This window comes from Lactobacillus sp. VURO6/B1 (VP7) (genome assembly GCF_058139575.1).
This window is the reverse complement of record NZ_JBVOWJ010000005.1, coordinates 102,637-126,554: the sequence shown is the minus strand read 5'-3', so window position 1 is coordinate 126,554 and position 23,918 is coordinate 102,637. Positions and strand designations below refer to the sequence as shown.

At 36.4% G+C, this 23,918-nt stretch carries 20 protein-coding genes and 1 pseudogene; 15 read left to right on the top strand and 6 right to left on the bottom strand.

Going from position 1 to position 23,918, the window contains the following annotated elements:
- Positions 1 to 163: 163 nt before the first annotated feature.
- Positions 164 to 841, top strand: coding sequence for a CPBP family intramembrane glutamic endopeptidase (locus ACZ2M0_RS04120; RefSeq protein WP_490058631.1), 678 nt, complete (start codon positions 164 to 166; stop codon positions 839 to 841).
- Positions 842 to 911: 70 nt separating this feature from the next.
- Here ACZ2M0_RS04120 and ACZ2M0_RS04115 read toward each other — a convergent pair whose 3' ends face one another.
- From ACZ2M0_RS04115 to cbpB, 3 genes are all read right to left on the bottom strand, one after another.
- Positions 912 to 2,780: a heavy metal translocating P-type ATPase gene (locus ACZ2M0_RS04115; protein WP_490058630.1), complete on the bottom strand. Its 1,869-nt coding sequence runs from the start codon at positions 2,778 to 2,780 to the stop codon at positions 912 to 914.
- 183 nt (positions 2,781 to 2,963) lie between these two features.
- A complete protein-coding gene (locus ACZ2M0_RS04110) occupies positions 2,964 to 3,536 on the bottom strand; it encodes a hypothetical protein (RefSeq protein ID WP_223902296.1) in 573 nt (190 codons plus the stop codon).
- Between the two features lie 283 nt (positions 3,537 to 3,819).
- Positions 3,820 to 4,305 (bottom strand): cyclic-di-AMP-binding protein CbpB, encoded by a 486-nt coding sequence (gene cbpB / locus ACZ2M0_RS04105; RefSeq protein WP_490058629.1) that lies wholly within the window; start codon positions 4,303 to 4,305, stop codon positions 3,820 to 3,822.
- A gap of 560 nt (positions 4,306 to 4,865) precedes the next feature.
- On the opposite strand from cbpB, the gene ACZ2M0_RS04100 reads away from it, so the two are divergent.
- From ACZ2M0_RS04100 to ACZ2M0_RS04065, 8 genes are all read left to right on the top strand, one after another.
- Positions 4,866 to 5,183: a hypothetical protein gene (locus ACZ2M0_RS04100; protein WP_490058628.1), complete on the top strand. Its 318-nt coding sequence runs from the start codon at positions 4,866 to 4,868 to the stop codon at positions 5,181 to 5,183.
- A 114-nt stretch (positions 5,184 to 5,297) separates the two neighbouring features.
- Entirely contained in the window at positions 5,298 to 5,450 is a 153-nt protein-coding gene (locus tag ACZ2M0_RS04095) for a teichoic acid D-Ala incorporation-associated protein DltX (RefSeq protein ID WP_223902298.1), read from the top strand.
- 15 nt (positions 5,451 to 5,465) lie between these two features.
- Positions 5,466 to 6,980 carry a D-alanine--poly(phosphoribitol) ligase subunit DltA gene (gene dltA, locus ACZ2M0_RS04090; RefSeq protein ID WP_490058627.1) on the top strand — a complete coding sequence of 505 codons (1,515 nt, stop codon included), beginning with the start codon at positions 5,466 to 5,468 and terminating at the stop codon, positions 6,978 to 6,980.
- The gene (dltB, locus tag ACZ2M0_RS04085; RefSeq protein ID WP_490058626.1) at positions 6,980 to 8,224 is read left to right on the top strand and encodes a D-alanyl-lipoteichoic acid biosynthesis protein DltB; all 1,245 of its coding nucleotides are present in this window, start codon (positions 6,980 to 6,982) and stop codon (positions 8,222 to 8,224) included. The genes dltA and dltB overlap by 1 nt, the downstream gene beginning before the upstream one ends.
- Positions 8,225 to 8,252: 28 nt before the next feature.
- Positions 8,253 to 8,492, top strand: a complete 240-nt coding sequence (gene dltC, locus ACZ2M0_RS04080) for a D-alanine--poly(phosphoribitol) ligase subunit DltC (RefSeq protein ID WP_198212716.1) — start codon at positions 8,253 to 8,255, stop codon at positions 8,490 to 8,492.
- On the top strand, positions 8,485 to 9,792 hold the full coding sequence (dltD, locus tag ACZ2M0_RS04075; RefSeq protein WP_490058625.1) for a D-alanyl-lipoteichoic acid biosynthesis protein DltD: 1,308 nt from the start codon (positions 8,485 to 8,487) through the stop codon (positions 9,790 to 9,792). Before dltC ends, dltD begins: the two co-directional genes overlap by 8 nt.
- Positions 9,792 to 10,766, top strand: coding sequence for a serine hydrolase domain-containing protein (locus ACZ2M0_RS04070; protein ID WP_490058624.1), 975 nt, complete (start codon positions 9,792 to 9,794; stop codon positions 10,764 to 10,766). Before dltD ends, ACZ2M0_RS04070 begins: the two co-directional genes overlap by 1 nt.
- A 237-nt stretch (positions 10,767 to 11,003) precedes the next feature.
- The gene (locus ACZ2M0_RS04065) at positions 11,004 to 11,711 is read left to right on the top strand and encodes a DUF975 family protein (protein ID WP_223902308.1); all 708 of its coding nucleotides are present in this window, start codon (positions 11,004 to 11,006) and stop codon (positions 11,709 to 11,711) included.
- A 71-nt stretch (positions 11,712 to 11,782) separates the two neighbouring features.
- On the opposite strand, the gene ACZ2M0_RS04060 is transcribed toward ACZ2M0_RS04065, so the two are convergent.
- Complete coding sequence (locus tag ACZ2M0_RS04060; protein WP_223902309.1) at positions 11,783 to 12,016, bottom strand: hypothetical protein; 234 nt, start codon at positions 12,014 to 12,016, stop codon at positions 11,783 to 11,785.
- A gap of 149 nt (positions 12,017 to 12,165) precedes the next feature.
- Between ACZ2M0_RS04060 and ACZ2M0_RS04055 the strand changes: the two genes are divergently transcribed.
- The 5 genes and pseudogenes from ACZ2M0_RS04055 (at position 12,166) to ACZ2M0_RS04035 (ending at position 20,450) form a co-directional block, all read left to right on the top strand.
- Positions 12,166 to 13,473, top strand: a complete 1,308-nt coding sequence (locus ACZ2M0_RS04055) for a PTS sugar transporter subunit IIC (RefSeq protein WP_223902310.1) — start codon at positions 12,166 to 12,168, stop codon at positions 13,471 to 13,473.
- Positions 13,466 to 14,332, top strand: a complete 867-nt coding sequence (locus ACZ2M0_RS04050; protein ID WP_223902311.1) for an alpha/beta hydrolase — start codon at positions 13,466 to 13,468, stop codon at positions 14,330 to 14,332. The genes ACZ2M0_RS04055 and ACZ2M0_RS04050 overlap by 8 nt, the downstream gene beginning before the upstream one ends.
- Positions 14,332 to 16,863 (top strand): annotated as a pseudogene (locus tag ACZ2M0_RS04045) (AAA family ATPase). Before ACZ2M0_RS04050 ends, ACZ2M0_RS04045 begins: the two are co-directional and overlap by 1 nt.
- Before the next feature lie 206 nt (positions 16,864 to 17,069).
- A complete protein-coding gene (locus tag ACZ2M0_RS04040) occupies positions 17,070 to 19,166 on the top strand; it encodes an ATP-dependent Clp protease ATP-binding subunit (protein WP_490058623.1) in 2,097 nt (698 codons plus the stop codon).
- A gap of 261 nt (positions 19,167 to 19,427) precedes the next feature.
- Complete coding sequence (locus tag ACZ2M0_RS04035) at positions 19,428 to 20,450, top strand: branched-chain amino acid aminotransferase (protein WP_046332828.1); 1,023 nt, start codon at positions 19,428 to 19,430, stop codon at positions 20,448 to 20,450.
- A 104-nt stretch (positions 20,451 to 20,554) separates the two neighbouring features.
- Here the strand turns inward: ACZ2M0_RS04035 and ACZ2M0_RS04030 are convergent, their stop codons facing one another.
- Positions 20,555 to 21,112, bottom strand: a complete 558-nt coding sequence (locus ACZ2M0_RS04030; protein ID WP_490058622.1) for a TetR/AcrR family transcriptional regulator — start codon at positions 21,110 to 21,112, stop codon at positions 20,555 to 20,557.
- Positions 21,113 to 21,213: 101 nt separating this feature from the next.
- On the opposite strand from ACZ2M0_RS04030, the gene ACZ2M0_RS04025 reads away from it, so the two are divergent.
- On the top strand, positions 21,214 to 21,963 hold the full coding sequence (locus tag ACZ2M0_RS04025; RefSeq protein ID WP_490058621.1) for a sulfite exporter TauE/SafE family protein: 750 nt from the start codon (positions 21,214 to 21,216) through the stop codon (positions 21,961 to 21,963).
- Between the two features lie 89 nt (positions 21,964 to 22,052).
- Here ACZ2M0_RS04025 and ACZ2M0_RS04020 read toward each other — a convergent pair whose 3' ends face one another.
- Positions 22,053 to 23,903: a glucose PTS transporter subunit IIA gene (locus tag ACZ2M0_RS04020; protein ID WP_490058620.1), complete on the bottom strand. Its 1,851-nt coding sequence runs from the start codon at positions 23,901 to 23,903 to the stop codon at positions 22,053 to 22,055.
- Positions 23,904 to 23,918: the final 15 nt, after the last annotated feature.

The following is a 23,918-nucleotide window of genomic DNA, read 5'->3' as shown; positions in this document are numbered from 1 at the left end:
ATATGATAGAATAATAAAGTTATTTCCCGGGAAATAGCTGAACAGCATAAGTGAAATATTTGAACTTTAATAGCGAAATCAGATCTGTTCCAGGTTAAGACGATATTTTGTACCAAAACTAATCAAAGTTGCTTTTACTTATAGTTTGAAAAGGGTGGCATGAATGAAGAAATTTTTCTATTTTTGGGGGAATGTAATTACAATAGTGGTCTCTTTTATAATTTATAGCGTAGTGCAACAATTTTATTTTTATCCTCACAGGTTAAGTAAAGAACTACATTTAGGAAATGTTTCCTTTATACTTCTAACTGCGCTAATTACGATAATAGCCTTATCAATAGTGCTTTATTTATATAATCTGCAGTTGCGACATAATAACGAGCGTAATTATAATAGTAGACCGCACTGGCAGCTTAAGAAGATATTGCTTTCCCTTTTAGGCGTAATAATGTTGATTATAGTCAGTGCAACCATACAACTGGCACTGGGCTTTAATTCGGAGCAGACTTCAACTAATCAGAATCTTTTAGATCAATTTTCTCACCAAGCAGGAAATTTTTTTCCAGTAATGGTGATATTTATAGGTCCAATATTTGAAGAATTTATTTTTCGCGGATTATTCCTTAACACTTTCTTTTATAAAAATACTAATTTAAATAAATGGTTAGGTATTCTTTTTAGTGGACTTATGTTTGGATATGTTCATGATCCTGGATTTACGAAATATATATTGGTTTATTGGGCATTAGGTTGTGTATTAGCCTGGGTCTACACAACTACCAAGGATTTGCGTTATTCAATTATATCCCATATGCTTTTTAATGCATTAGGATTCATATAAAAAACCTGATAAACTACGTTGCTAATCAAACGTCAATTTATCAGGCCTTTTTAGATTTTAACAATTTGGCTTATTTTGCAGGACTAATTCCTGTTTGCTGCGGATTTTTAGGAGTAGTTTTTGCTAAAAGGGCTAGGCTAATCGAAATCATATCAACAACTTCTTGCAAAATGGCACCCCAAAAAGCAGGGATAATACCAGTAAATGCAATCAGTTCAATAATAACTACAATTGTAATAGCGGTTAGCACATCAATATTAGCAACTTTCATGGTATGTTTAGAAATTGCCACAGCATCGTTAATTTTAGATAAATCATTAACCATGATAATCGCATCTGCACTTTCACTGGCAGCAGAGGCACCTTTGGCTCCCATAGCAATACCAACATCAGCAGCTGATAAACTAGGAGCGTCATTAATGCCGTCACCAGTCATGACTACGGGTCGCTTTTCTTGAGGTACATTTTTAATAGCGGCTATCTTCTCAGCCGGTAATAAACCGTAACGAATATCGTTGACACCGACAGATTGTCCAATTTTGTCAGCTACATCTTTGTGGTCACCAGTCAACATCATAATGTGTGCGCCACTTTGACGTTTCAAGCGTGCAATTGTCTCAGCACTTTCAGGACGAACTTGATCTTTAAATGTAATATAACCGGCATACTTATCGTCAATTGAAATATAAACTGCTGTAGCATTAACTGTTGCAGCTTTTTCTTGCGGTTTAACATAGTCTAACTTACCTACTTTGACTAGGTGTCCTTCGACTGTACCGCTAATTCCTTGGCCAGTTGATTCTTTGATATTTGTTGCCGGTTTTAAAAGATTTTTATCAGCTACATTGACTAGTGAATTGGCAATAATATGGCTTGACTGTTGCTCAACGCTGGTAGCATAACTTTGCATGGTTGCTTGACTATAACTGCTGTCTCTGGCAGGTACAATTTCATCAATTACCAGCTGATTTTCTGTTAGAGTACCAGTTTTATCAAAAGCAAAAGTTTTTGCTGTAGCCAGTTTTTCTAAAGTAGGCCCGGACTTAACTATAATATGATGTTTAGACATGGAACTCATGCCGGATACCAGTGCAACAGGCGCTGCAATTAACAATGGACAAGGTGAAGCCACAACCATAACTTCTGCAAAGTTGACTGGGTTACCGGAGTGAATCCAGGCAGCAATACCTATCACCAAGGAAATAATGGTAAAAGGTACAGCGTAACGGTCAGCCATTTTGACAAACTTAGCCGGTTTTGCCTGCGATGATTCAACTAGTGAAACGATTGTCTGGTATTCAGAGTCACTCGCTTTTTTAGTGACAGCCATTTCTACTGCTACGCTGCCATTAATTGAGCCGGACATTAATTCATCTCCTGCTTTTTTGGTAACTGGAACAGATTCTCCAGTTAATGATGACTGGTCAAAACTTGATTCACCACTAACTACTTTGCCATCAACTGGAACTTGTTCTCCAGGTTTAATTAACACGTGATCACCAATTTTTAGTTGTTCAACGTCAACAGAAACGAGCTCATTGTTCACAATTTTGTTGGCGATAGTTGGGGAATTGCTTAAAAGAGAGCGTAACTCTTTATCTGCTTGTCCAGTGGCATAGTCCTCTAATGTTTGACCGCCAGTCATCATAACCAAGATCATCCATTCAGCCCAAATATCACCAATCAGTATAGTAGAAACGACTGCAATAACAGCTAAAATATCAACACCATAGCGTCCGGATTTAAAATCACTGGCAATTTCGGCAAGTAAGGAAATGGCCATCATGATGCCCACAATGTCGATTAACACTGCTTGAATAGGAAATTGTAAGTTTCCTATTTGAAAAAGACTTTTGGTCTTTAAGCCGAATTGGCAAAAAAGCCCTACTATCCCAATTGCTAATACAAGAATAAATTTCCATTGGCGTTTAAAACTCATTAATAGCTGCCTCCCGTAAATTAAACTAATTATTATGTTTTCTATTTTAACACTAAATACTTAATTTTATTTAGAATAGGTCTAAATTAGATGTAAAATAATATAAAAAAAGAAGGCAATTTTGATGTGAACCCTAAAATTAGAACAACTTTGGGGATCAGATCATTTTTTACCTTCTTTTACTTAGTGATCTTTTAGTTTAATAATCTTGTTGAACTGAGGTTCAGTTTTTACCGGCTTAGGTTTAGGCATGAATTTAGATTTTTTGAAATTGGGAGTCTCATTTTCATCCTTGGAGGGTAGAACGTGAAAAATTTTAGTCCGTCCTAAAGAATCTATTATGTCCGTAGAAGACATTGTAATAAAGTTGTCATTGTCACCATGATCATCGGTTTCAACAAAATAATGGTTAATTTTTGCAATTCCTTTTTCCGAAAAATGTTCTTCATGAGCCAGGTCAAGAAGCAGGGCATGCAAACGAGTAGCAGATACTAATTCATGTTGCAATATGATAAAGATCCAGGAGAAATTAGAATCCATAGATTTAAAACGCTTAGTAACTTTGTCTTTATAAAACGCATCAATGATTTTAGTGGCTTCTTCCATATTATCTGAGTTTTGTGCCAGTTTCTTTAATTGGGACACTAATTCAGATTTCTCTTCAAGTGAAAGCTCTTGATCATTTGGGTAAGTCCAATTTTTTATAATTGCGCTTATCAAAAATGTCAATTGCGCAGAAATTGTTTTACTTGCCATAATAGTGCTCTTCTTTTCTGATTATTTAAGGAATATCCATTGATTTTCGTTAACTAATTCAGCAAAGCGTTATTTAATTTTAAAAGTAAAATGATTAAAATTAATAAATATGTATATATCAAAAAATAAATATTAAATTGAAATCGAATTTTAACATTGTATTAACCAAATAGCTGGATTACCAAATAAAAGTACTGGTGTTTCCCTATCAATGATTATTATAGCTTAATTTGTAATAAAGTACACTAAAAAGGAATAAACAAAAATAAATTTTCAGTATATTTTATAATAGCTTATCTTTAGTAATTGGAATCACTTTATATTCTTTTTCAAAATTATGAGAAATGTAATTAAAAGCTTTAATCCATTCACGTCTGGTTAAAAGTCCTTGAAAAACACCATAGTCATCAACTACGGGCAAAAAAGCATTGTCAACTAACAAATGAAGTTGGGTTTCCAAGGTGGTCTGAACAAAGTTGATTTTGTCGAATTTGGTTTGCATCACATCTCGCACTAACAATTTGTTTAAGGGTTCGAGTGAAATGTTATCTGTTTCCATCATTTTATCTGTAATCATTGCTAAACTTAATAGACCAACAACGCGATTTTGCCGGTCAAGGACTGGAATTTTTGAATATTTAACCCGAGTTAAAATCATAAAAGCATGGTATAAAGGATTGTCGTCTTCAACAAAGGCGATCCGAGAAGCAGGAATAATGAATGAACCTGATTTTTCTTCCAGTAAGTGTTTAATTGTGGGTGAGAACATTAGATATAAACCTTTCATAGAGTAATAAGTAGCTAAATTTATACTATAACAAAGAAAAAAGGCCCGCAAGTTGTGCGAGCCTGTTAGTTTTCATCTACTTTGAAGGAGTAAGAATGAATGAAATAAAAAAGTGGGAGTATGTAGTAAGCTTGCTATTTGCTTACTACATTTAAAATGATATCTCTAAAATATGAAGTTAAAGTAGAAAAACTCTTATAAAAGAGTAAAGAATTCCTTTAGAACTGTTTAAGAGCATAGAAAAACTCACGTAACGCACGTGAGTCGAAAGGGATAGATATGAAAATGACCTGTAAAGTCATTTCGGTTTTTTCATTATTATACTTGGAGGAGTATGAATGAAAAACAAAAAGTTGAGTGTGATATAAGAAAAATGTATATCTTTCCTATATCACAATTATAGTATAAATAAAAAATGTGAAAAAAGTATGACGAAAATCTCAAAATGCAAATTTTGAGTGACTACAAAATTGTTTGTTGCAAAACTCCTTGTTATAATTAGTTTTACTTTATTTGAAAAAATTGAAATTTTAAGGAGAAAAATGGGAAAACAAGATTATCGTAAAAAGATCGTTTTTTGGCTGCGTTTTTCAGGGTGGCTTTGCCTGCTGCCGGCATCTGCTTGGCTTTGGCTATACCAGTCCTATAGTCAAAGTGCTTTAGGATACATGCTTTTAGGGGAACTCGTTTTTACAGTCTTATTTGCTGTTTATATCTTGTCAACCGCCCAAAGTGAACGCTGGCTAAAACCGACAAACATTTTTATCTTATTAATAATCACTGTGCTTTTTGGCTCATTTATAATTCTAATTCCGCTTTGTTTTGCTTATAACGATTGTCGTAAGCTGAATAACGGATAATAAGGAAAAATATTTAAATTTGGTAAAAGTTTAAGAGGATTTTTTTAGTTGCAAATCTTTAGTAGTACTATATTCGATAGTACATTTTATTAATATTGAGAAAGATATGAAATTATGGCTAAAAAAGGAAAAACCGATTCACGTGCTAAACGTGTTGGTAAGTTTGTTTTGACGACAATTATCTATTGCGTCATTTTAATGGTACTGATTTATTTGTATCAATATAGTGGGTTAACATCTGTTCACTTTATCTACAATGAATTTTAAAGCTGGTACAATAATATGGTTGAAAATATAATTAAAAAAATTGATGAAGTTGCTCAAGCAGAGCCAGAACGCGTTGCATATGATTATTTGGGCAAAACTAATACATATGGTGATTTAAAAAAGCGCTCAGATGAATGGGCTCATAAGATTGTAAGTTTAAATCTTTCTCCTCAGAGTCCAGTGATGATTTGGGGCGGGCAGGATTTTGAAATGATCGCTAGTTTTCTTGGCTGTGTAAAATCTGGACATGCATATATTCCTATTGCCAGCTATTCAAATGCTGAAAGAATAGTTATGATTCAGGAAGTTTCTCATGCTGAAGCAATTTTAGCAATTGGTGAATTGCCTGAAATTGATTTACCACCTATTAAAGTAGTGCATCCTGGCGATGTAGAAAGAGGAGATTTCGAACCTGATCCTGCCAACTTTGTTCAAGGTGATGACAATTTTTATGTCATTTTTACTTCAGGCACAAGTGGCAAACCTAAAGGCGTGCAAATTAGTCATAATAACCTGCTCAGTTTCGTCAACTGGGAAATGACAGACTTTGATCTGCCAGAACATCCTTCATTTTTGTCCCAAGCGCCATATTCATTTGATCTTTCAGTTATGAGTCTTTATCCCGCTTTAGTTGGGGCAGGAAAGTTAGTGGCTTTGCCACATGAAGTGACGCAAAATTTTGCCCAACTATTTCAGACTTTGCCTAAACTACAATTTAATGTCTGGGTCTCAACGCCGTCATTTGCGCAGATGTGTTTTTTAGATAAAACTTTTACTGCTGCGAATCATCCAGATTTAACTCACTTTATGTTTTGCGGTGAAGAATTGCCACATAGCGAAGTGGTAACGTTAAAAAAGAAATTCCCTCAGGCGCGTATTTTTAACACCTATGGTCCGACTGAAACTACAGTCGCAGTCACTCAGGTAGAAATTACTGATGCTGTTTTAAAGAAATATGATCGTCTCCCAATTGGCAAGGTTAAGGCAGATACCAAAATTATTATTGATAAATCCAAAGGTGACCAGCCTGATGAAGGCGAAATTATTATTTCTGGACCAACTACTTCTAAGGGCTATATGAATAACCCTGAAAAAACAGCTAAAGCATTCTTTAAAAATCCGGGTGACCAATATATGAGTCACCGTTCAGGTGATGAAGGATTCTTTGACCAAGATATGCTCTTTTACCGCGGCAGAATTGATTTTCAGATCAAGTTTAATGGCTATCGTATTGAACTGGAAGAAATTAACCACTATATTGGTATGAATAAGTTGGTTGATCACGGCGTAGCTGCACCAAAATATAATCAGGATCATACAGTTAAGCAAATTGTTGCCGAAATTAAACTCAAAGATGGGGTAAAAGAGCAATATTCTGAAGCAGAGATTACTAAGATGATCAGAGCAGATTTAGCTAAAGAACTGATGCCATATATGATTCCACAGCGTTATGTTTACCGTGAAACATTGCCGGTATCGCAAAATGGTAAGGTTGATATTAAGGCTGTCATTAAGGAGGTCAACGAGTAGTGAACGCTAATTTCATTAACTTGCAGCCTTATTCCAATCCGCATTATTTCGTGTATTTAATGATTGGCTTAATACCTATTATCATCGGGCTGTATTGGGGTCACCGTTTAAAAATATATGAGCTTGTATTCTCACTAGTTTTCTTATTCCTCATTTTTGATGGTGAAAAATGGCAACAGGGCGTTAGTTTAATCATCTATATATTGTTTCAGTTGCTGGTCACTTATGGCTATCTTTATTATCGCCGTCGTAAGAACAGTCCAAATAGAACCTGGGTTTTCTACTTAGCTGTAATTTTGGCAATTGTGCCCCTGGTTTTGGTTAAAGTACAGACTGCTTTTCCACAAGCTAAAATTCCTGGAGTTTTGGCTTTTCTGGGGATTTCTTATCTGACCTTTAAGACAGTTCAAGTTGTGATGGAGGTCCGCGATGGTGCCATTAAAGAACTTAACTTGGGAACCTATCTTCGTTTTCTCCTGTTCTTTCCGACCATTTCTTCGGGACCGATCGATCGTTACCGCAGATTTGCCAAAGAATGCGACACGGTGCCAAAGCGTGATCAATATCTAAACGATTTAGAGCTGGCAACACGTTATTTGTTTCAAGGCTTCCTCTATAAATTTGTTCTTGGCTGGTTCTTTGGTACCTATTGGCTGCCACGAATTACCCGAGCAGCAATGATAACAGGCACAGCTGTGGGTGGTTTAAAACTATCCTGGTGGGTAGTAGCTTATATGTACTGCTACAGTATGTATTTGTTCTTTGACTTTGCCGGCTATTCTTTATTTGCCGTGTCGATTTCCTACTTTATGGGCATTCACACTCCAATGAACTTTAACAAGCCGTTTATTTCGCAAAACATCAAAGAATTCTGGAACCGTTGGCATATGACTTTGTCTTTCTGGTTTCGGGACTACATATATATGCGTTTTACCTTCTTTGCAATGAAGAAAAAGCTGTTCAAAAACCCGGTCAGGCTGTCGCAGGCAGCTTACCTGCTCTTATTCCTAGTGATGGGCTTCTGGCATGGACTAACCTGGTATTATATTGTTTATGGCTTGTTCCATGCTTTTGCCATCATCATCAATGATTGTTGGTTGCGGTTCAAAAAGAAGCACAAAGATAAGCTGCCATCGAATAAATACACAAAATGGCTGGCAATTTTTGTAACTTTTAATGTAGTGTGTTTTAGTTTCCTGATTTTTTCAGGTTTTCTCAGCCAGCTTTGGTTTGGCTGGCAATAGGCAATAATTTTATTTAAGGAGTTTTAACATGGATACCAAAAAAGAAGTTTTAGCAATTTTACAAGATTTAACCGGTGAAGATTTAACAGAGAGAATGGATGAAAATATTTTTGCCAACGGTCTAATGGATTCAATGGCCAGTGTCCAAATGTTGTTAAATTTACAGGAAAAGTTCCAGATAGATGTACCCGTTTCTGAATTTGACAGAAATGAATGGGATACGCCCAATAAAATTGTGGCAAAGGTGGAAAATTTAGAAAATGAATAACAAACGCCGGCTGTGGCATATTTTTGGCCCGGTTCTTTGCGCATTTGTCTTGCTGCTGGTCATCTTTCTGATGCCGTGGGAGCGAACTTTTTCTAAGGATGCCATCTATCAGGCGGCTAATTCGCAAACTAATACTATTTTTAAGGGCTCTTTAATGAAACAGGATGCGTTTAAAGATGGTTATGTGCCTTTTTATGGTTCAAGTGAATTGTCACGGCTTGACCCGCTGCATCCCAGTGTAATTGCGCAAAAGTATCACCGCAATTACCGGCCATTTTTGTTAGGTGGGCCAGGCAGTCAGTCCTTAGCGCATTTTTTGGAAATGCAGGGGACTGCTAAGCAGCTCAAAGGCAAAAAGGCCGTGGTGATCGTTTCACCGCAGTGGTTTACCAAGAAGGGGCAAAATCCTGATGCCTTCGCACTATATTATTCACCGCTGCAAGCCTGCAATTTTCTCTTAGGAATTAGAAAAGATACGGTAACTAACCGCTATGCAGCCAAGCGCTTTTTGCAGATGCCCGAAGTGAAGGGCGTTATCAAACTGGGTATGAAAAGAATTGCCCGAGGGCAAAAATTAACTGGGTTTCAGCGTTTTTACTTAGAAAATCAGCGGCGCATGCTTAACAATGAAGATAAATTCTTCAGCACTTTCCAATTGCGCGATCGCATTAAAAAGATTAACAAACAGGCCAAGTTATTGCCGAATACGTATTCAGTCAAGGCTTTAGACGAAGTAGCAAGTCAGCAGGCTGCACTTAACACCAATTCTAATAATTTTGGTATTAACAATCGCTTTTACAAAAGGCGTTTGAATAAACGTTTATTAGCCAAATTAAAAGATAGTCAGCGCCATTTTAATTACACCAAATCGGTAGAATATAGTGATTTTGAATTGATGTTGCACCAGTTTGCCAAGCAGCATACCAATGTGCTGTTCATTATCCCGCCGATTAATGAAAAATGGTCTAATTACACGGGCTTATCACAAACCATGTACCAGAAGGCTGTTTCTAAGATTAAGTACCAACTGGCTAGTCAAGGTTTTGATAACGTTACCGATTTATCCAAACGCGGTGGTGAAAAGTATTTCATGGAAGATACTATTCACCTGGGCTGGCGCGGTTGGGTAGCCGTTGACCAGGTAGTCAAGCCATTTTTGGCCCAAGGTGATCTGCCACGTAATTATAATATTCATAACTATTTTTACAGTAAAAAATGGCAAAAAAAGCCATACCAGATTAGTTTAACAGATGAAAATCCGATAAATGACAATTCAAAAGAATCTTTAAAAGGAAAATAGTGCGCCAGCAAGTTGATGCCCTAGGAATTAAGGGCTCAATCCTAGTCATTAAAAATGGCAAAATATTGCTTAACTATGCTTTAGGCAATAATACTGACACTAGTTATTTAATCAATTCTGTGCAGAAATCTATGACGGCCGCAATCATTATGCGGCTCGTGCAGGAAGGCAAGTTAAGCCTGCAGGATAAATTAAGTGAATTTTATCCGCAAATTTCTGGAGCACAAAAAGTCAAAATTAAAAATCTCTTAGCCATGACGGCAGGACTGGACCTCAAACCGGGAACAAAGTTAGGGCGCAAGCATTTTGTTTCTGACTCTGATAATATTCAACATGACGCTGCTAAAACCATTTTTGAACCTAATTTATTAAATAAGTGGCATTATAGTTCATTGAATTATGTTTACCTGTGTGGCATTATGAGTAAAATAACTGGTCATAGTTATGAACAGTTATTTCGCAATACATACATCAAGCCCTTAAAGCTGAAACAAACAGAATTCTTGTGGTCAAAGCCAGGCAAAATTATTTCCAGTCATTTAGTACCTGGAATGATTTACCGTAAAGGCCGCTATGACGTGGTTAAGCATAAGGTTGCATTAAGAGGAGCTCGTAATGAATTAGGAGCTGGTTCAGTAGTGATGTCCAATCATGACCTAGCAAAAGTAATACGATACCTGCTTTCTGGCAGTTTGTTAACCCAAAAGAGTCGTAAATTGCTTTACCAGTCTGGGCCACCGGCTTATTATAATGGCGGTTTTTATAATAATATAAAATTAAAAACTAAAACGGCTAATGGTGCAGGAGAAGGCTATTATACTTTCATGCGCAGTACTAATAATGCCAAAACGATAGTGATTATACAGTCTAATAAAACACGTGAAGGTGAATTTAACCAGTTGAAAAGTCAAATTAATCAAATCATGCTCGAACTGCTTGGCCGTAAGGCTGACAGTGCAAATATAGTTGGTTGAAACTTGTTTTTTGGTTAATTGCATGCTAAAATTCTGTTGTGTCACCATAGGGAAGTAGTCATTTTCTCCGGTAGCGAAAATGTAAGTTTCTATAATGTGGTCAGTAATGGTGGCACAAACACTGTGTGAGCTTAGTTCCGATGTTGGTGGAACTAGGCTTTTTTAGTGTTTTCTTTGCTATCTGTGATTGCTAGGGGGTAGAATATATTTAATATATACTAGATAAGGAGATAAGTTATGAACAGAGCAGAACTAAAATTAGAAGCTAAGAATCAACTGCGTCATAACTGGGGCTGGGCTATTAGTATTGGTTTCGTAATGACGCTATTTGTTGGTTTCTTTTTTGCCAGACCAGTAGTAAATGGTTCGCTTAAGACTGTGAATAGTGTGAATGATGTCATGGGAACTGGCTCAATTGATTCGCTGTTTAAGCCAGCATTTTGGGCAGGACAATTTGGTCCTGATACGGGATTAACCATTATTGGCAACTTTTTCATGTTGAGTATGGTGGTCACTTTCTTACACTTTGCTCGTGGAGAAAGACTAGGCTTTTTTAAAGGTATTTTTTCTGCTTTTACTGATGGCCGGTTTGTACCGGAATTTTTGAATTATCTTTGTGGGTATATTTTTCAATTTCTGTGGTCTCTATTATTAGTTATCCCAGGCTTAATTAAGTCTTATTCTTATGCCATGACGCCATATATTGTTAATGACTTAGTAGAAAGTGGACAAGAAGTTCACGCAACAACAGCGATTACTGCAAGTCGCCAGTTAATGAACGGGCATAAATGGGAATTATTTGTATTAAATTTAAGTTTTATTGGCTGGTATCTTTTGAGTGTACTAACTTTAGGCATTGGTTATATTTGGTTAGTTCCTTACGAGCAGACAACTAAAGCTAATTTTTACCGCAGGCTAGCCGGCGATCGTTATTTAAAAAAATAAATTGATAACAAAACAAATTAAAAGAGCAAGATGTTCATTATCTTGCTCTTTTTAAGTGTCCATTTAAAAAATTAGTATTTGTTCAGGTCTTCAATACTCTCCTGAAACCATTTGCCAGCATATGTAGAGTTGAAATCATCGGTCTTTTTAAGGGCTTCTTTGATTTGACTGGAATTCAAGTGATCCATCAGGTATAGCTTTAATGCCTTGTTAATTAAGTCATTAAAATCGGTATCATTAACTTCTAAATATTTTTCTGTTAACTTTGCTACTTTTTCAGTTAATTCGATTTTCTTTCTGCTCATTTTTAAACCCCTTAAAATATACATTCATTATACCATTTTATTCATAACTAATAAGAAAAAATAATTAACGGCATAAAAAATAGCTAGCAATAAAAAAATAGAGTATTATTTTATTTTAAATACAATATTCAATGTTAGGATCAGAATTAATGAAAGAATTTACTATCGATATCGTAGCACGTATGCAGGAATTTTCTTTTTTTCGTGCGACAAGGCATACCATGGCAATACTGATGCCGATTGCAGTGGTTGGCTCATATTTTAAGCTGTTTAATGATCTGATTTTTACACCCAATGGACTGATTTATAATATTTTTAATTTAGATACAGTTTTATTAGATCACATTTGGTATGGTGGTTCTTTTGTATGTCGCGGAATGGTAGAAATTACTTTTGGTGTTTTTGGCGTCTATGCCAGTTATTTTATGGCCCGTTATACTGCACGGCTTTACCATAAAGATTCAACCATGGCCGGCTTAACAGCGGTTTTAATTATGCTTTTTTGTTCATATGCATCTAGTAGTGGTCGTAATGCCCGCATGCCGTTTACTGCCAGTTTGTTACAAATTAATGCGGTTTTTATAGCCTTAATTATAGGATATTGTGTGGGACAAATATTTCATTTATTAGGGAAAGATTTTTCTTACGTAAAAGATGAAGGCACAAAAGTAATTCAAAAAAGGGCAGGGGATGCTGTTTTACCTAGTGGTATTTCATTAATGCTGGGCATTCTTTTGGGTATTTTGATATATGAACTACAACTTAAGTTGCTTAACTCTGCCAGTTTTAATGAAATTGTCAGTCGAGTTCAGACAACTAATAATTTTGGCGAAGTATTAATACTCTCCGCCGTAATTACCTTTTTAGACTGGCTTGGGATTGGTTATCCGTTGCGGTCTTTATCGGGAACGGTTAACAATGCTTTCACCGCTGAAAACTTAACTTATACATTAAAACACGGTAATTCTTGGAATGTGCCGTATAAATATTTGGGCAGTTCACTCATTAACAGCTATGGCATAATGGGTGGTGCTAGTGTTGCTTTAGCTGTGATTGTGTTGCTTTTGATAAGGCGAGGTAATAGAGAAAATGAAATAAATGCTAAAATTAATTTATTGCCAGCTGCTTTTGGTTCTACCTTAGGGTTTACAATTGGTTTGCCTTTAATCTTAAATCCTGTATTCATATTGCCTAGTGTTTTAATTCCGATTATTAATATGACCTTGGCTGCTTTTGCTATTAGCGTACATATTATTCCTGTTAGTGTTTATCAAATATTAAAAGGAACCCCGGGAATTTTAGTTTCATTTTTCGGTACTAATGGTAATTGGCCAACGCTGATTTTTACATTACTGCTGTTTCTGTTAGATATAATTTTGCTTTTGCCAGTAATTAGAATTAATGAAAAAATCGGAATAAGAATTGCTTATCAGAAGAAGGAACGATCAGATGCGTAAAAATCCTAATTATAAATGGTTAGTCTTGGTCATAATTGTTTTAATTATGCTGGCTGTCCCCAGTTTCTTTTGGATGAAAAAGGATAATAAATCAAGAGCAGAACTTAGCAAGTCGCTGCTTTCGCCTGTAATAATGGTACCTGGTTCCAGTGCTACAACTGAACGTTTCAATGATTTAATTGATGAGTTGAATAAAACTACTCTCAATAGACACAGTGTAATAAAAATTAAAGTTTCACGTGAAGCAAAACTAACTTACAGTGGCTCTATTGGTAAAAACGATTTGGAGCCCTTTATTATTATTGGCTTTGATAACAATAAAGACGGTTATACAAATATTAAAAAACAGGCAAAGTGGTTGGATGTGGCATTTGAATCACTAATTCAAAACTATAAGTTTAATAATTTTAAAGCGTTTGGTCATTCTAATGGTGGTTTGATTTGGACTTACTGGCTGGAACATTATTATTCTGAATATTCTGATAACATTAAGATAAAGAAGTTAATGACTTTAGGAACTCCTTATAATTTTACGGAAAGTAATATTAATAACCGGACGCAAATGCTAGCAGATTTTATTAAAAATCGCGAAAAACTACCACCATTTTTAAAAGTTTATTCTCTTTCTGGGGGCAAAAATTATGAATCAGATGGGATCGTACCCGAAACAAGTGTCGCGGCCGGAAAATTTATTTTTCAAAATCAGGTCAAGAACTATACTGCAATAACAGTTACGGGCGAAAAGGCAGATCACTCAGACTTGCCGCAAAATAAGCAGGTAATTCAAGCAATCAGGCAATACTTGTTGAAGAAACCCAATAAGCCATTAAAGCCAATTAAAAGAAAGGATAATCATTAATGAAGTACCAAGAACAACCGTCAAAAATTGAAGTTATCGGTGGTAGAGTTAATAATCTCAAAAATATTAACGTTAATATTCCCTTACATAAATTTGTAGCCATCTCTGGCTTAAGCGGTTCTGGAAAATCCAGCTTGGCAATGGGCATTTTATACTCAGAAGGTGCAAGACGTTATCTTGATTCCTTAGCAGCCTATACTAGGAGACGAATTAGCCAAGTTGGTCGTGCACAAGTAGATGAAGTCAAGCACATCCCTTCAGCTCTGGCTTTACGACAGCGACCGGCCGTTCCGGGAGTGCGCTCTACTGTTGGCACAGTGACGGAAGTTTTTAATATCTTGCGATTAATTTTTTCCCGATTAGGTTCACCCGTATGTCCTAATGGTCACAGAGTTCCACCAACCATAAAAATTGCGGAAGCAATGGATTTAACTGGGGAAGCAATGGGTCGCTTGACGTGCCCTACATGTGGCATACAATTTTATGCTTTTAGTGCTGAAGACTTTGCGTTTAATTCAGATGGTGCGTGTTAAAAATGCCAGGGTCTAGGAACGGTTGAGCAGATTGATGATAGTAAGATTATTGCTGATGAAAATTTAACGCTTGAAAAAGGTGCAGTAGCTACTTGGCAAATTCCTGGTCGAAATTGGATGTGGCGCATTGCCCGTGAATTAGGTGTACGTACTGATATCCCATATAAAGAGTTGAATGCTAAAGAAAAAGACATTGTCCTTCATGGTAAAGAGCGAAAAGTTCCCATTGACTTGCCAACTTCAACTGGTCGGGTTTATCACCTTGATGCGTTATATGAGAATGCCTATAATGCGGTAGCTAACTCCCGTAAAACTACTAAGTCAGAGCGAGGATTGCAAAGAATTAACTCTTTTTATAAATTTAGCACTTGCCCACGCTGTCATGGCTATCGGATTGATCCTAGTCGTTGGCAGCAGCTAGTTGCCGGTAAAAATATTGTTGAAGCTGAGAAACTGACTTTAGGTGAATTAGAGCACTATATGGATAAGATTTTAGCTAGTTTGCCACAAGACATGCAGGACTTAGCAGCAAATTTAACGGGTGAATTGCTGCACCAAGTAAAACCTTTATTAAAATTAGGACTAGATTATTTGAGCATAGATAGACAAGCAAGCAGTCTTTCCACTGGGGAACTTCAACGTATCCAGCTTGGCAGAACGCTACGTACCGAAACTACAGGAGTGCTCTATGTTTTAGATGAACCATCGGTTGGCTTACACCCTGACAATGTAGCTGGGCTAATTGATGTATTTCATGAATTGGTTAATCAAGGCAATTCTTTAGTTGTTGTTGACCATGAAACTGCCATTATTAATGCGGCTGATTGGGTGATTGAAATTGGTCCAGGTTCAGGTAGTCAGGGTGGAAGAATTATTTCCCAGGGAATACCTAAAGAGATAGAACATGACAAAAGATCTTTGATTGGGCCTTATTTAACAGGTAAGGCACCACTATTTGTTCGCCCCAGGGCTGATAAAAACCAAATTTTTAAACGCGGCAAAGTAGAACTTGATGTTACTGAACGTTTTAACTTAAGAAACTTGCATGTGCAAATACCTGTCAATCGTTTAACTTCTGTTACTGGATTTTCGGGTGCTGGTAAAACTACTTTAATTCTTGATTCCTTAATTCCAGCGCTTAAAGCACAGAAAAATCAAAATGATGGGCCTAGTTGGGTTAAGAACTTAAAGAATGGTGACATTAAAAATATAGTTAGTGTTGATTCTACGCCAGTTGGTAAAAATCAGCGCTCAACTGTTGCAACATATACAGATGTTATGGACAACTTGCGTAAGCTTTTCGCCAAACAACCATTGGCTAAAAAGTTAAAATATCGCGCGTCTCATTTTTCATATAATAATAAAGAAGGTGCATGCCCTGCATGTGGTGGTACAGGTGTGATTGCACTTGATATTCAATATTTACCTGACATGGTTGAAACATGCTCTGTCTGTGGAGGCCATCGTTTCAATCAAAAAGTTTTGCAGGTAAAATGGCACAACTTGAGTATTGCTGATGTTTTAGATTACTCAGTAGATGATGCCTTAAAAGAAGAAATTTTTCAAGAAGTGCCAAAAATTAATAAAACAATTACAACATTGCGTGACATGGGATTAGGTTATCTTCATTTAGGAGAATCTACTCCGGCTTTGTCAGGAGGAGAAGCACAGCGCTTAAAGTTAACTAGCCATATTCATCAAAGACAAAAAGGTACTTTATTTGTTTTTGATGAGCCAACAGTAGGTTTGCATCCACAAGATGTTAGAACCCTCTTACAAGTGTTTCAAAGACTGCTTGAACAAGAAGGCACTATTATTACTATTACGCATGACCTGGATATTATGGCTAACAGTGACTATATGATTGATATGGGACCTAGAGGAGGACAACAAGGAGGAAAAATTATTGCAAGTGGTGTACCTGTGGATATTTCTCGAAAATCTAATAGTTTGACTGGTAAATATTTAGCAAAGCAGTTTAATTTATATCAAAAATAGAAAGCAAAAGTCCTAAAAGTAGCGATTAATGTAACTTTTAGGGCTTTTTTGCTTCTTGTGGAAAAAATTCCAATCCTGTGGAAAAAATTAATCAAAACTATTGCTTTCTGTGGATAACCTGCTATAATATTATATGTAAGCAATTAGCAGTCGAACGCTACGAGTGCTAATTACAAATTTATAACCTATCAAAGGGGTGTTTACATATGGCATATTTTGATAATGATTTTGACGATTTATTTAACGAATTAAACAATTCTTTCTTTAACAATACTAATGATAATGGTGGAGCTATTCCTATTCACTATTCAAGCAGTATGAATATTTCACCGCAAGATATAACTCAAAATGGACAAATGGGGCAAAAGCAAGGTCAAAAACCAATTGGGGTTGATCTGGTTGAACAGGCTAAGAAGAATAAATACGATCCTGTTATTGGGCGTGACGAACAAATTCAGGAAGTTATAGAGATTCTAAGTCGGCGCAAAAAGAACAATCCAGTTTTAGTTGGACCAGCAGGTGTAGGTAAAACTGCCATTGTAGAAGGATTGGCACAAAAGATTGCTGCAGGCGATGTTCCGGACAAGATGAAAGACAAGCATATTATTGCAATCAACATTAATGATATGGTTGCTGGATCAAGTTTGCGTGGTAGCTTTGAAGAGCGCCTGAAAAAAGTGATCGACGAAGCTAAGAAAAATCCTAATATTATCTTATTTATTGATGAATTACATAATATTGTCGGAGCAGGGTCAACTGACTCTGAAAATAACAATGGTGACGCTGCTAATATTTTGAAACCGGCTTTGGCTAGTGGCGACTTGAATCTGATTGGTGCAACGACTACGAGTGAGTACCGCAGGATTGAAAATGATGCGGCATTAGCACGTAGGTTCCAGCCTGTACAAGTTCCAGAACCATCTGCTGCAGTGACTGTCGAAATTTTGGAGGGTCTCAAAGATAAGTACGAAGCTTTCCATCATGTGAAATATAATGATAGTGCCTTAAAGCTTGCAGTCACGTTGTCACAGCGTTATATTCAAGGACGCTATTTACCTGACAAAGCCATTGATTTAATGGATGAAGCAGGTGCCAAAAAGGGTCTCGACACTATTCCTGATGATGAAGCAACTTTAAAGAAGCGGATTAAAAAGCTGGAAAGTGAAAAAGAAACTGCTGCCAAAAAGGAAGATTACAGTAAAGCAAGTGAGCTGAAAAAGAAGATTGAAGAGTTGCGCGACAAAGCTGATCATGTAGATGATGAAGCGACTCCACATGTTACTGATGAAGATATCTATGCTTTGATTGAAGCCAAGACAAAGATTCCAATGAGTGAATTGCACGCAAGTGCAGGACAAAAGAACCTTGATTTAGCTGAAAAATTAAAGAAAGTGGTTATTGATCAGGATAATGCGGTTGATGTCATTACTGATGCAATTGCCCGTAAACAAGTTTTCAAAGACAATGATCGTCCTACTGGGACATTCTTGTTAACCGGACCTACTGGTGTAGGTAAAACGGAATTAGCTAAACAACTGGCCATCCAACTATTTGGTGGTGAAAATCATCTTATTAGACTTGATATGTCTGAATATCAAGATCAAATGGCAGTTAACAAACTAATTGGTTCTGCTCCAGGTTATGTTGGCTACGGTGAAGGCGGTCAGTTGACTGAAAAAGTTCGTCACCAGCCATACAGCTTGATTTTGTTCGATGAAATTGAAAAAGCTAATCCGCAAGTATTTAATGCTTTACTTCAAATCATGGATGATGGCCGTTTAACTGATGCACAAGGCAGAACAGTCTCCTTCAAGGATACAATTTTAATCATGACTTCTAATGCGGGTTATTCTGACCAATTGCTAAAAGACGGTAAAGTAGATCATGATAAATTAATCAAGGCTTTGGAAGCATACTTCAGACCAGAATTTTTGAATAGACTTGATGCGATTGTGCCATTTAATTCATTAACTAAAGATGATATGAATAAGATCATTGATATTTACTTAAAGAAAATGGCACATGCTTTGGCCAAAAAGAAGGTTAAGGTTGACGTGTCTGATGAAGCTAAAGCTTATTTAGCTGAAAAAGGTTATGATAAGAAATTTGGTGCAAGACCTTTACGCAGAGTAGTTGAGCAAGATTTGGAGACACCGATTGCTAAATTATTAATGAAAAGGCCCGATACTAAAGAAGTTAAGTTTACAACTGATAACAAGCATGTTTACTTAAATGACGCTGCAGTATTAGACATTAAACCAAAAGAAAAAACTGAAAATAGCGATAAAACCAAACAAGACTAATTTCAAAAAGGGGTCATATCATATTAAAGGATGATTCCTTTTTTTGTTTGTAATTGTTTCATGTGAAACCTTATATATGATAACAAATTTGCATTTTTGTTTTATTTATTAGTGGAAATTCATATTATTTTATTAAGATTAATGCAATTTTACTATTGACATCAACAAAAATATGGTTTAAATTAGGTAGCAATTAAATTATTATTAAAAAGCTAAAAATTGTTTTTTAGCTTTTGTAGTTTTATTATAGGGGACAATCAAATGAAACAACGAGTAGAAGACCTGGATTGGAAGAATCTGGGATTTAAGTATCGTGATCTGCCTTATCGATATGAGGCGAAATATAAAGATGGTGAATGGCAGGAAGGAAAACTGACCGAAGATTCATCAATGACCTTTTCTGAAGGTGCAGAAGTTCTGCATTATGGTCAGGAAGTTTTTGAAGGACTGAAGGCTTACCGTAGAAAAGATGGTAAGATCAATCTCTTTAGACCTGATCAAAATGCACACCGCTTTACTCTTTCAGCAAAGAGGCTAGCCATGCCACCATTTCCTGAAGATAGATTTGTTGATGCCGTAAAACAAGTTGTTAAGGCTAACGAAGAATTTGTACCACCATATGATAGTGGCGCAACTCTTTATTTAAGACCACTTATGGTGGGAACAACTAAAGTTTTAGGCGTCGAAGCAGCCAGCGAATATACCTTCCGCGTTTTTGCGGTTCCAGTTGGCGCATACATTAAAGGATTGAACCCTGCAGATTACGTTGTTAGTGAATACGACCGTGCCGCATATGCTGGTACCGGTCAAGCAAAGACAGCAGGTAACTATGCCAGCAGTTTGCTTCCGACAGTTGAAGCACACAAAAACGGTTTTGCCGATAGTCTTTACCTAGATCCACGTGAACATAAATATATTGACGAATTTGGTGGTGCTAACTTCTACGGCATTACCCAAGAAGGACAGTTTGTCACACCAAAATCACAATCGATTCTGGTTTCTATTACTAAGCGCTCACTTTTGGAAGTCGCTAAGTGGCAAGGTCTAAACCCAGTTGAACGTCAGATCACTTTGGAAGAAGCGTTCAACATGAAAGAAGCTGGTGCGATGGGTACAGCTGCTGTAATTTCTCCTGTAGGTTCAATTACCTACGAGGGTAAAAAGCATGTCATCTATAGTGAAACAGAAACTGGTCCAGTTACTAAGAAACTTTATAATGAACTAGTTGATATTCAGTATGGTAACAAGAAAGGTCCAGAAGGCTGGGTTCAAACATTGGATTAAGTTTAAATATCGGGAACAAAAAAGCGAGGCTTAGGACTCGCTTTTTTTCTGCTCAAAATAAATTGCCACTACTCTTTATCAGTAAAGTGCGGTTTTATGATATGTTATTCTGCAATCTGGCGTAGGCTTTGCTTCAGCAATCTACGAAAACTTTTATCAGCTGGTAACGATTTATCCGCAAACCAACCTGTCCCAACGTTGACAATATCTCCTATTGCTAAATCTCTAATGCATCTGCTTGCCAGTAATTGTTTTTTAGAGTCAGTGAACTCAGTTGCTATCATTTGATTAAAGATAGATTTTAGTTCATTAAAAGCTGCGGTAGTTTCAGGATAGTTATCAGTGCGTGGCATTTTTAAAACAAATTGAGTTAAGAGAAAATGATTCAGTGCTGTTTCGCGAAATGTCATTGCAAAATCAATAATTGCTGTCAGGCCAGCTTTACCGAACAAATCTTTGCGTAATTGATCTGTTAGCAGGCTAACAGTCCACGCAACTATGGCATAATTTAGTGCTAACTGATTAGGAAAATAATTATATAGAGCTTGCGATTGAGTGCCAAGTTTTTTGGCAATAGACGCAAAATTATTTTCTTTGTTGTCTTCAATTAACTCAATGCTTGTTTTAATAATTATTTCTTTAGACAAAATTTGTCGTGGCATTTTGAACTCCTTACTTAATTTGACTTTTACAATATGTAAATTATAATTACATATTGTAACTATACCATATAATATTAAAAAAATTAAGAAGGTCAAATATCATGAAAATTTTTTTGTTGGGATTAATAGGGTTGATAATAGGAACCTTCGTTATTCTTTTTGGCGGTGGTGGAGCAGCCATTTACCTGGCAATTTTGACGGGTTTATTTGGTCTCAATGCGGCAGCAGCTTCTTCAACTTCCTTAGTGACAGCTTTGCCTTCATTAATTATTGGTGCAATTAGCTATTATCATCAAAGACAAATAAATACCAAAATAGGTAATCAAATATTAATGACAGCAATTCCAGCTGTGATAATAGGCGCATTACTATCAAAATATATTCCTACCCAAATTTATAAATGGCTGATAGGAATCGTTTTGGTAGTTCTTGGCATTAATATGCTAATGAAGAAGAAAACGCAAACTGCCGCAACTGTTAAAAAAACGCAATATGCCAGACTAGAAGCAGGGATGTATGGTATTTTAGGGGGCTTAATGGTTGGCGTTGCTGGCATGAGTGGTGGCGCTGTTATTATCGGTGGCTTATTTTTACTGGGATTACAAGATTTTCAGGCTACTGCAACTTCAACTTATGTTCTGGTTTTTATGACTATCACGGGTGCTATCTTTCATATCGCTGATGGGCGAGTTGATTGGACTGCTGGCTTGCCCTTGATGATCGGTGCTATCATTGGAGCTGTTATTGCACCTAGACTTGCCCAAATTCTAGCTAAAACTAAAATCACACGCTACATGAAACCCACAATTGGTTTCTTGCTGGTATTATTAGGCGTTAAGTCGTTGCTCTGAATCCTGAAAAATACGGTTTATTAGAATTAAAAACGTGATCCTGCTATAAAAACAGAATCACGTTTTTGGTGTATATTAAATTCTTAATTCTATAATTGCACAGACATTATCTTGTCGAAATCTGCAGCAGATTTATTTGTCAGTGTGTATTTAACATTCTTAACTTTGTCTTTTGAATTTGTGATTACCACGATGACAGTTGGATCTTTGCCACTATCTTTAACTTGCTTAATATCCATGAATGCAATTTTTTGACCGGTGACAACTTCATCGTCCTTTTTAATAAAAAGCTTAAAAGGATTGCCTTTTAGTTCAACTGTATCAATTCCTAAATGTATTAAAACTTCTAGTCCATTATTTGTGGTGATACCGATACCATGCTTTGTTTCTGCCAACATAGTGACTTTACCTGAAACTGGAGCATAAATGCTGCCTTCAGAAGGCTTAATTGCAAAACCTTCACCCATACTTTTGCTGGCAAAAACTGAATCAGCTACATCTTCCAATGGAATTACAACTCCGGCAGCAGGAGTAGAAAAAGTCATGCTTTGTGTAGAAGTAGTTTTTGTTTCATTTTCCCTAGCAACCTTTCCACCCAAAATTACTGCCACTAGAGCACTAGTTAAGAAAGCTGCTATTAAGCATATAATCATTAACAAAACATTGGTAAAACCTTGACCCGCCTTGACATAAACAGGCAGAGAAGTGATGCCGGGCATTACAAATGCATAGCACTTAATACCAAGTAAAACGGTTAGCAGGCCACCAACTCCGGAACCACACATTGCTGCTAGCATGGAACTTTTATGAACCACATTAACTGTATAAAGAGCAGGCTCAGAAATGCCTATAAAAGCAGAGAAACTGGTAGATAATCCTGCGGCACGCAATTCTTTATTTTTCATTCTTAAAGAAGTGCCAAAAGCTGCTCCAGATTCGGCCATATTGTGTACAAAAGAGACGGGCAATAAGTAATCATAACCTAATGTAGCGATATTCTGAATTTGAATAGGAGATGTTGATTGATGCATACCCGTTAAAACGATTAGTGGCATGAAAAATCCTAATAAAAATCCTGCTAACAAACCAGCTTTTTGGAATAACCATACTATACCGTCAGCTAGATATTGACCTCCGTATGCTCCTAGTGGTGCCAAAATCCACATTGCAATTGGTACGGCGGTAATTAAAGTTATGGCAGGAACAACTACCAATTTTAATACGTCAGGTATAAAGCGGTCAACAAAGTGATAAATAATGGCCATTAGTCCTACGCCTAAAATAACTGGAAAAACAGAAGAGGCGTAGTTAAAGACTGGAATATTTAAGCCAAATAGCGTTAACCCAGAATGACCACTTGCTATTTTGGCAACAAATGTAGGATAAAGCAATGCACCGGCCATACAGATGCCAAGAAATTCATTTAATTTAAATTTGCGTGCTGATGAAATTGCCAGTAAGAATGGTAAAAAGTAAAAAGGAACATCAGCGATTAAATTAAATAGAGCCATCGTGGTGTTTTTTTCGAGTCCTGGTGAAATTGCTAGAACTATTGCCAAAATACCTTTAAGCATCCCTCCTGCAACTAATGCAGGTAAAATTGGTTGGAAAACTCCTGAAATGACATCTAGAATTACTTTTCCAGTGATTTTAAACTTGTGCTTACCTTGATCTTGACTATTATCATTTTGCTGGGAACCCATAGTTTTCTCAATTTCTGCAAAAACTGAATCCACGTTTGGACCAATTACTATTTGATATTGATTGCTCTTGATAGTAGTTCCAAGAACACCTTGTAAATCATCAATTTTTTCTAATTTTGCTTTACTAGCATCTTTGATTGTAAATCTAAGCCTGGTAACACAGTGCCAATAGTTATTGATGTTATTTTTTCCGCCAAGATAATTAATTATTTGGTTAGCCAACTCCTTCTTTTTCATAATTTCTCCTCCTGT

Coding starts and splice junctions, on each gene's coding strand:
- cbpB (WP_490058629.1), bottom strand. CDS start 4,305: ATGTTCTCACCCACAATTAAACACTTACTGGAAGAAAAATCAGGTTCA.
- ACZ2M0_RS04100 (WP_490058628.1), top strand. CDS start 4,866: ATGGGAAAACAAGATTATCGTAAAAAGATCGTTTTTTGGCTGCGTTTT.
- ACZ2M0_RS04050 (WP_223902311.1), top strand. CDS start 13,466: ATGCGTAAAAATCCTAATTATAAATGGTTAGTCTTGGTCATAATTGTT.
- ACZ2M0_RS04055 (WP_223902310.1), top strand. CDS start 12,166: ATGAAAGAATTTACTATCGATATCGTAGCACGTATGCAGGAATTTTCT.
- ACZ2M0_RS04110 (WP_223902296.1), bottom strand. CDS start 3,536: ATGGCAAGTAAAACAATTTCTGCGCAATTGACATTTTTGATAAGCGCA.
- ACZ2M0_RS04025 (WP_490058621.1), top strand. CDS start 21,214: ATGAAAATTTTTTTGTTGGGATTAATAGGGTTGATAATAGGAACCTTC.
- ACZ2M0_RS04065 (WP_223902308.1), top strand. CDS start 11,004: ATGAACAGAGCAGAACTAAAATTAGAAGCTAAGAATCAACTGCGTCAT.
- ACZ2M0_RS04020 (WP_490058620.1), bottom strand. CDS start 23,903: ATGAAAAAGAAGGAGTTGGCTAACCAAATAATTAATTATCTTGGCGGA.
- ACZ2M0_RS04035 (WP_046332828.1), top strand. CDS start 19,428: ATGAAACAACGAGTAGAAGACCTGGATTGGAAGAATCTGGGATTTAAG.
- dltA (WP_490058627.1), top strand. CDS start 5,466: ATGGTTGAAAATATAATTAAAAAAATTGATGAAGTTGCTCAAGCAGAG.
- ACZ2M0_RS04120 (WP_490058631.1), top strand. CDS start 164: ATGAAGAAATTTTTCTATTTTTGGGGGAATGTAATTACAATAGTGGTC.
- ACZ2M0_RS04040 (WP_490058623.1), top strand. CDS start 17,070: ATGGCATATTTTGATAATGATTTTGACGATTTATTTAACGAATTAAAC.
- ACZ2M0_RS04060 (WP_223902309.1), bottom strand. CDS start 12,016: ATGAGCAGAAAGAAAATCGAATTAACTGAAAAAGTAGCAAAGTTAACA.
- dltD (WP_490058625.1), top strand. CDS start 8,485: ATGAATAACAAACGCCGGCTGTGGCATATTTTTGGCCCGGTTCTTTGC.
- ACZ2M0_RS04095 (WP_223902298.1), top strand. CDS start 5,298: ATGGCTAAAAAAGGAAAAACCGATTCACGTGCTAAACGTGTTGGTAAG.
- ACZ2M0_RS04115 (WP_490058630.1), bottom strand. CDS start 2,780: ATGAGTTTTAAACGCCAATGGAAATTTATTCTTGTATTAGCAATTGGG.
- dltC (WP_198212716.1), top strand. CDS start 8,253: ATGGATACCAAAAAAGAAGTTTTAGCAATTTTACAAGATTTAACCGGT.
- ACZ2M0_RS04030 (WP_490058622.1), bottom strand. CDS start 21,112: ATGCCACGACAAATTTTGTCTAAAGAAATAATTATTAAAACAAGCATT.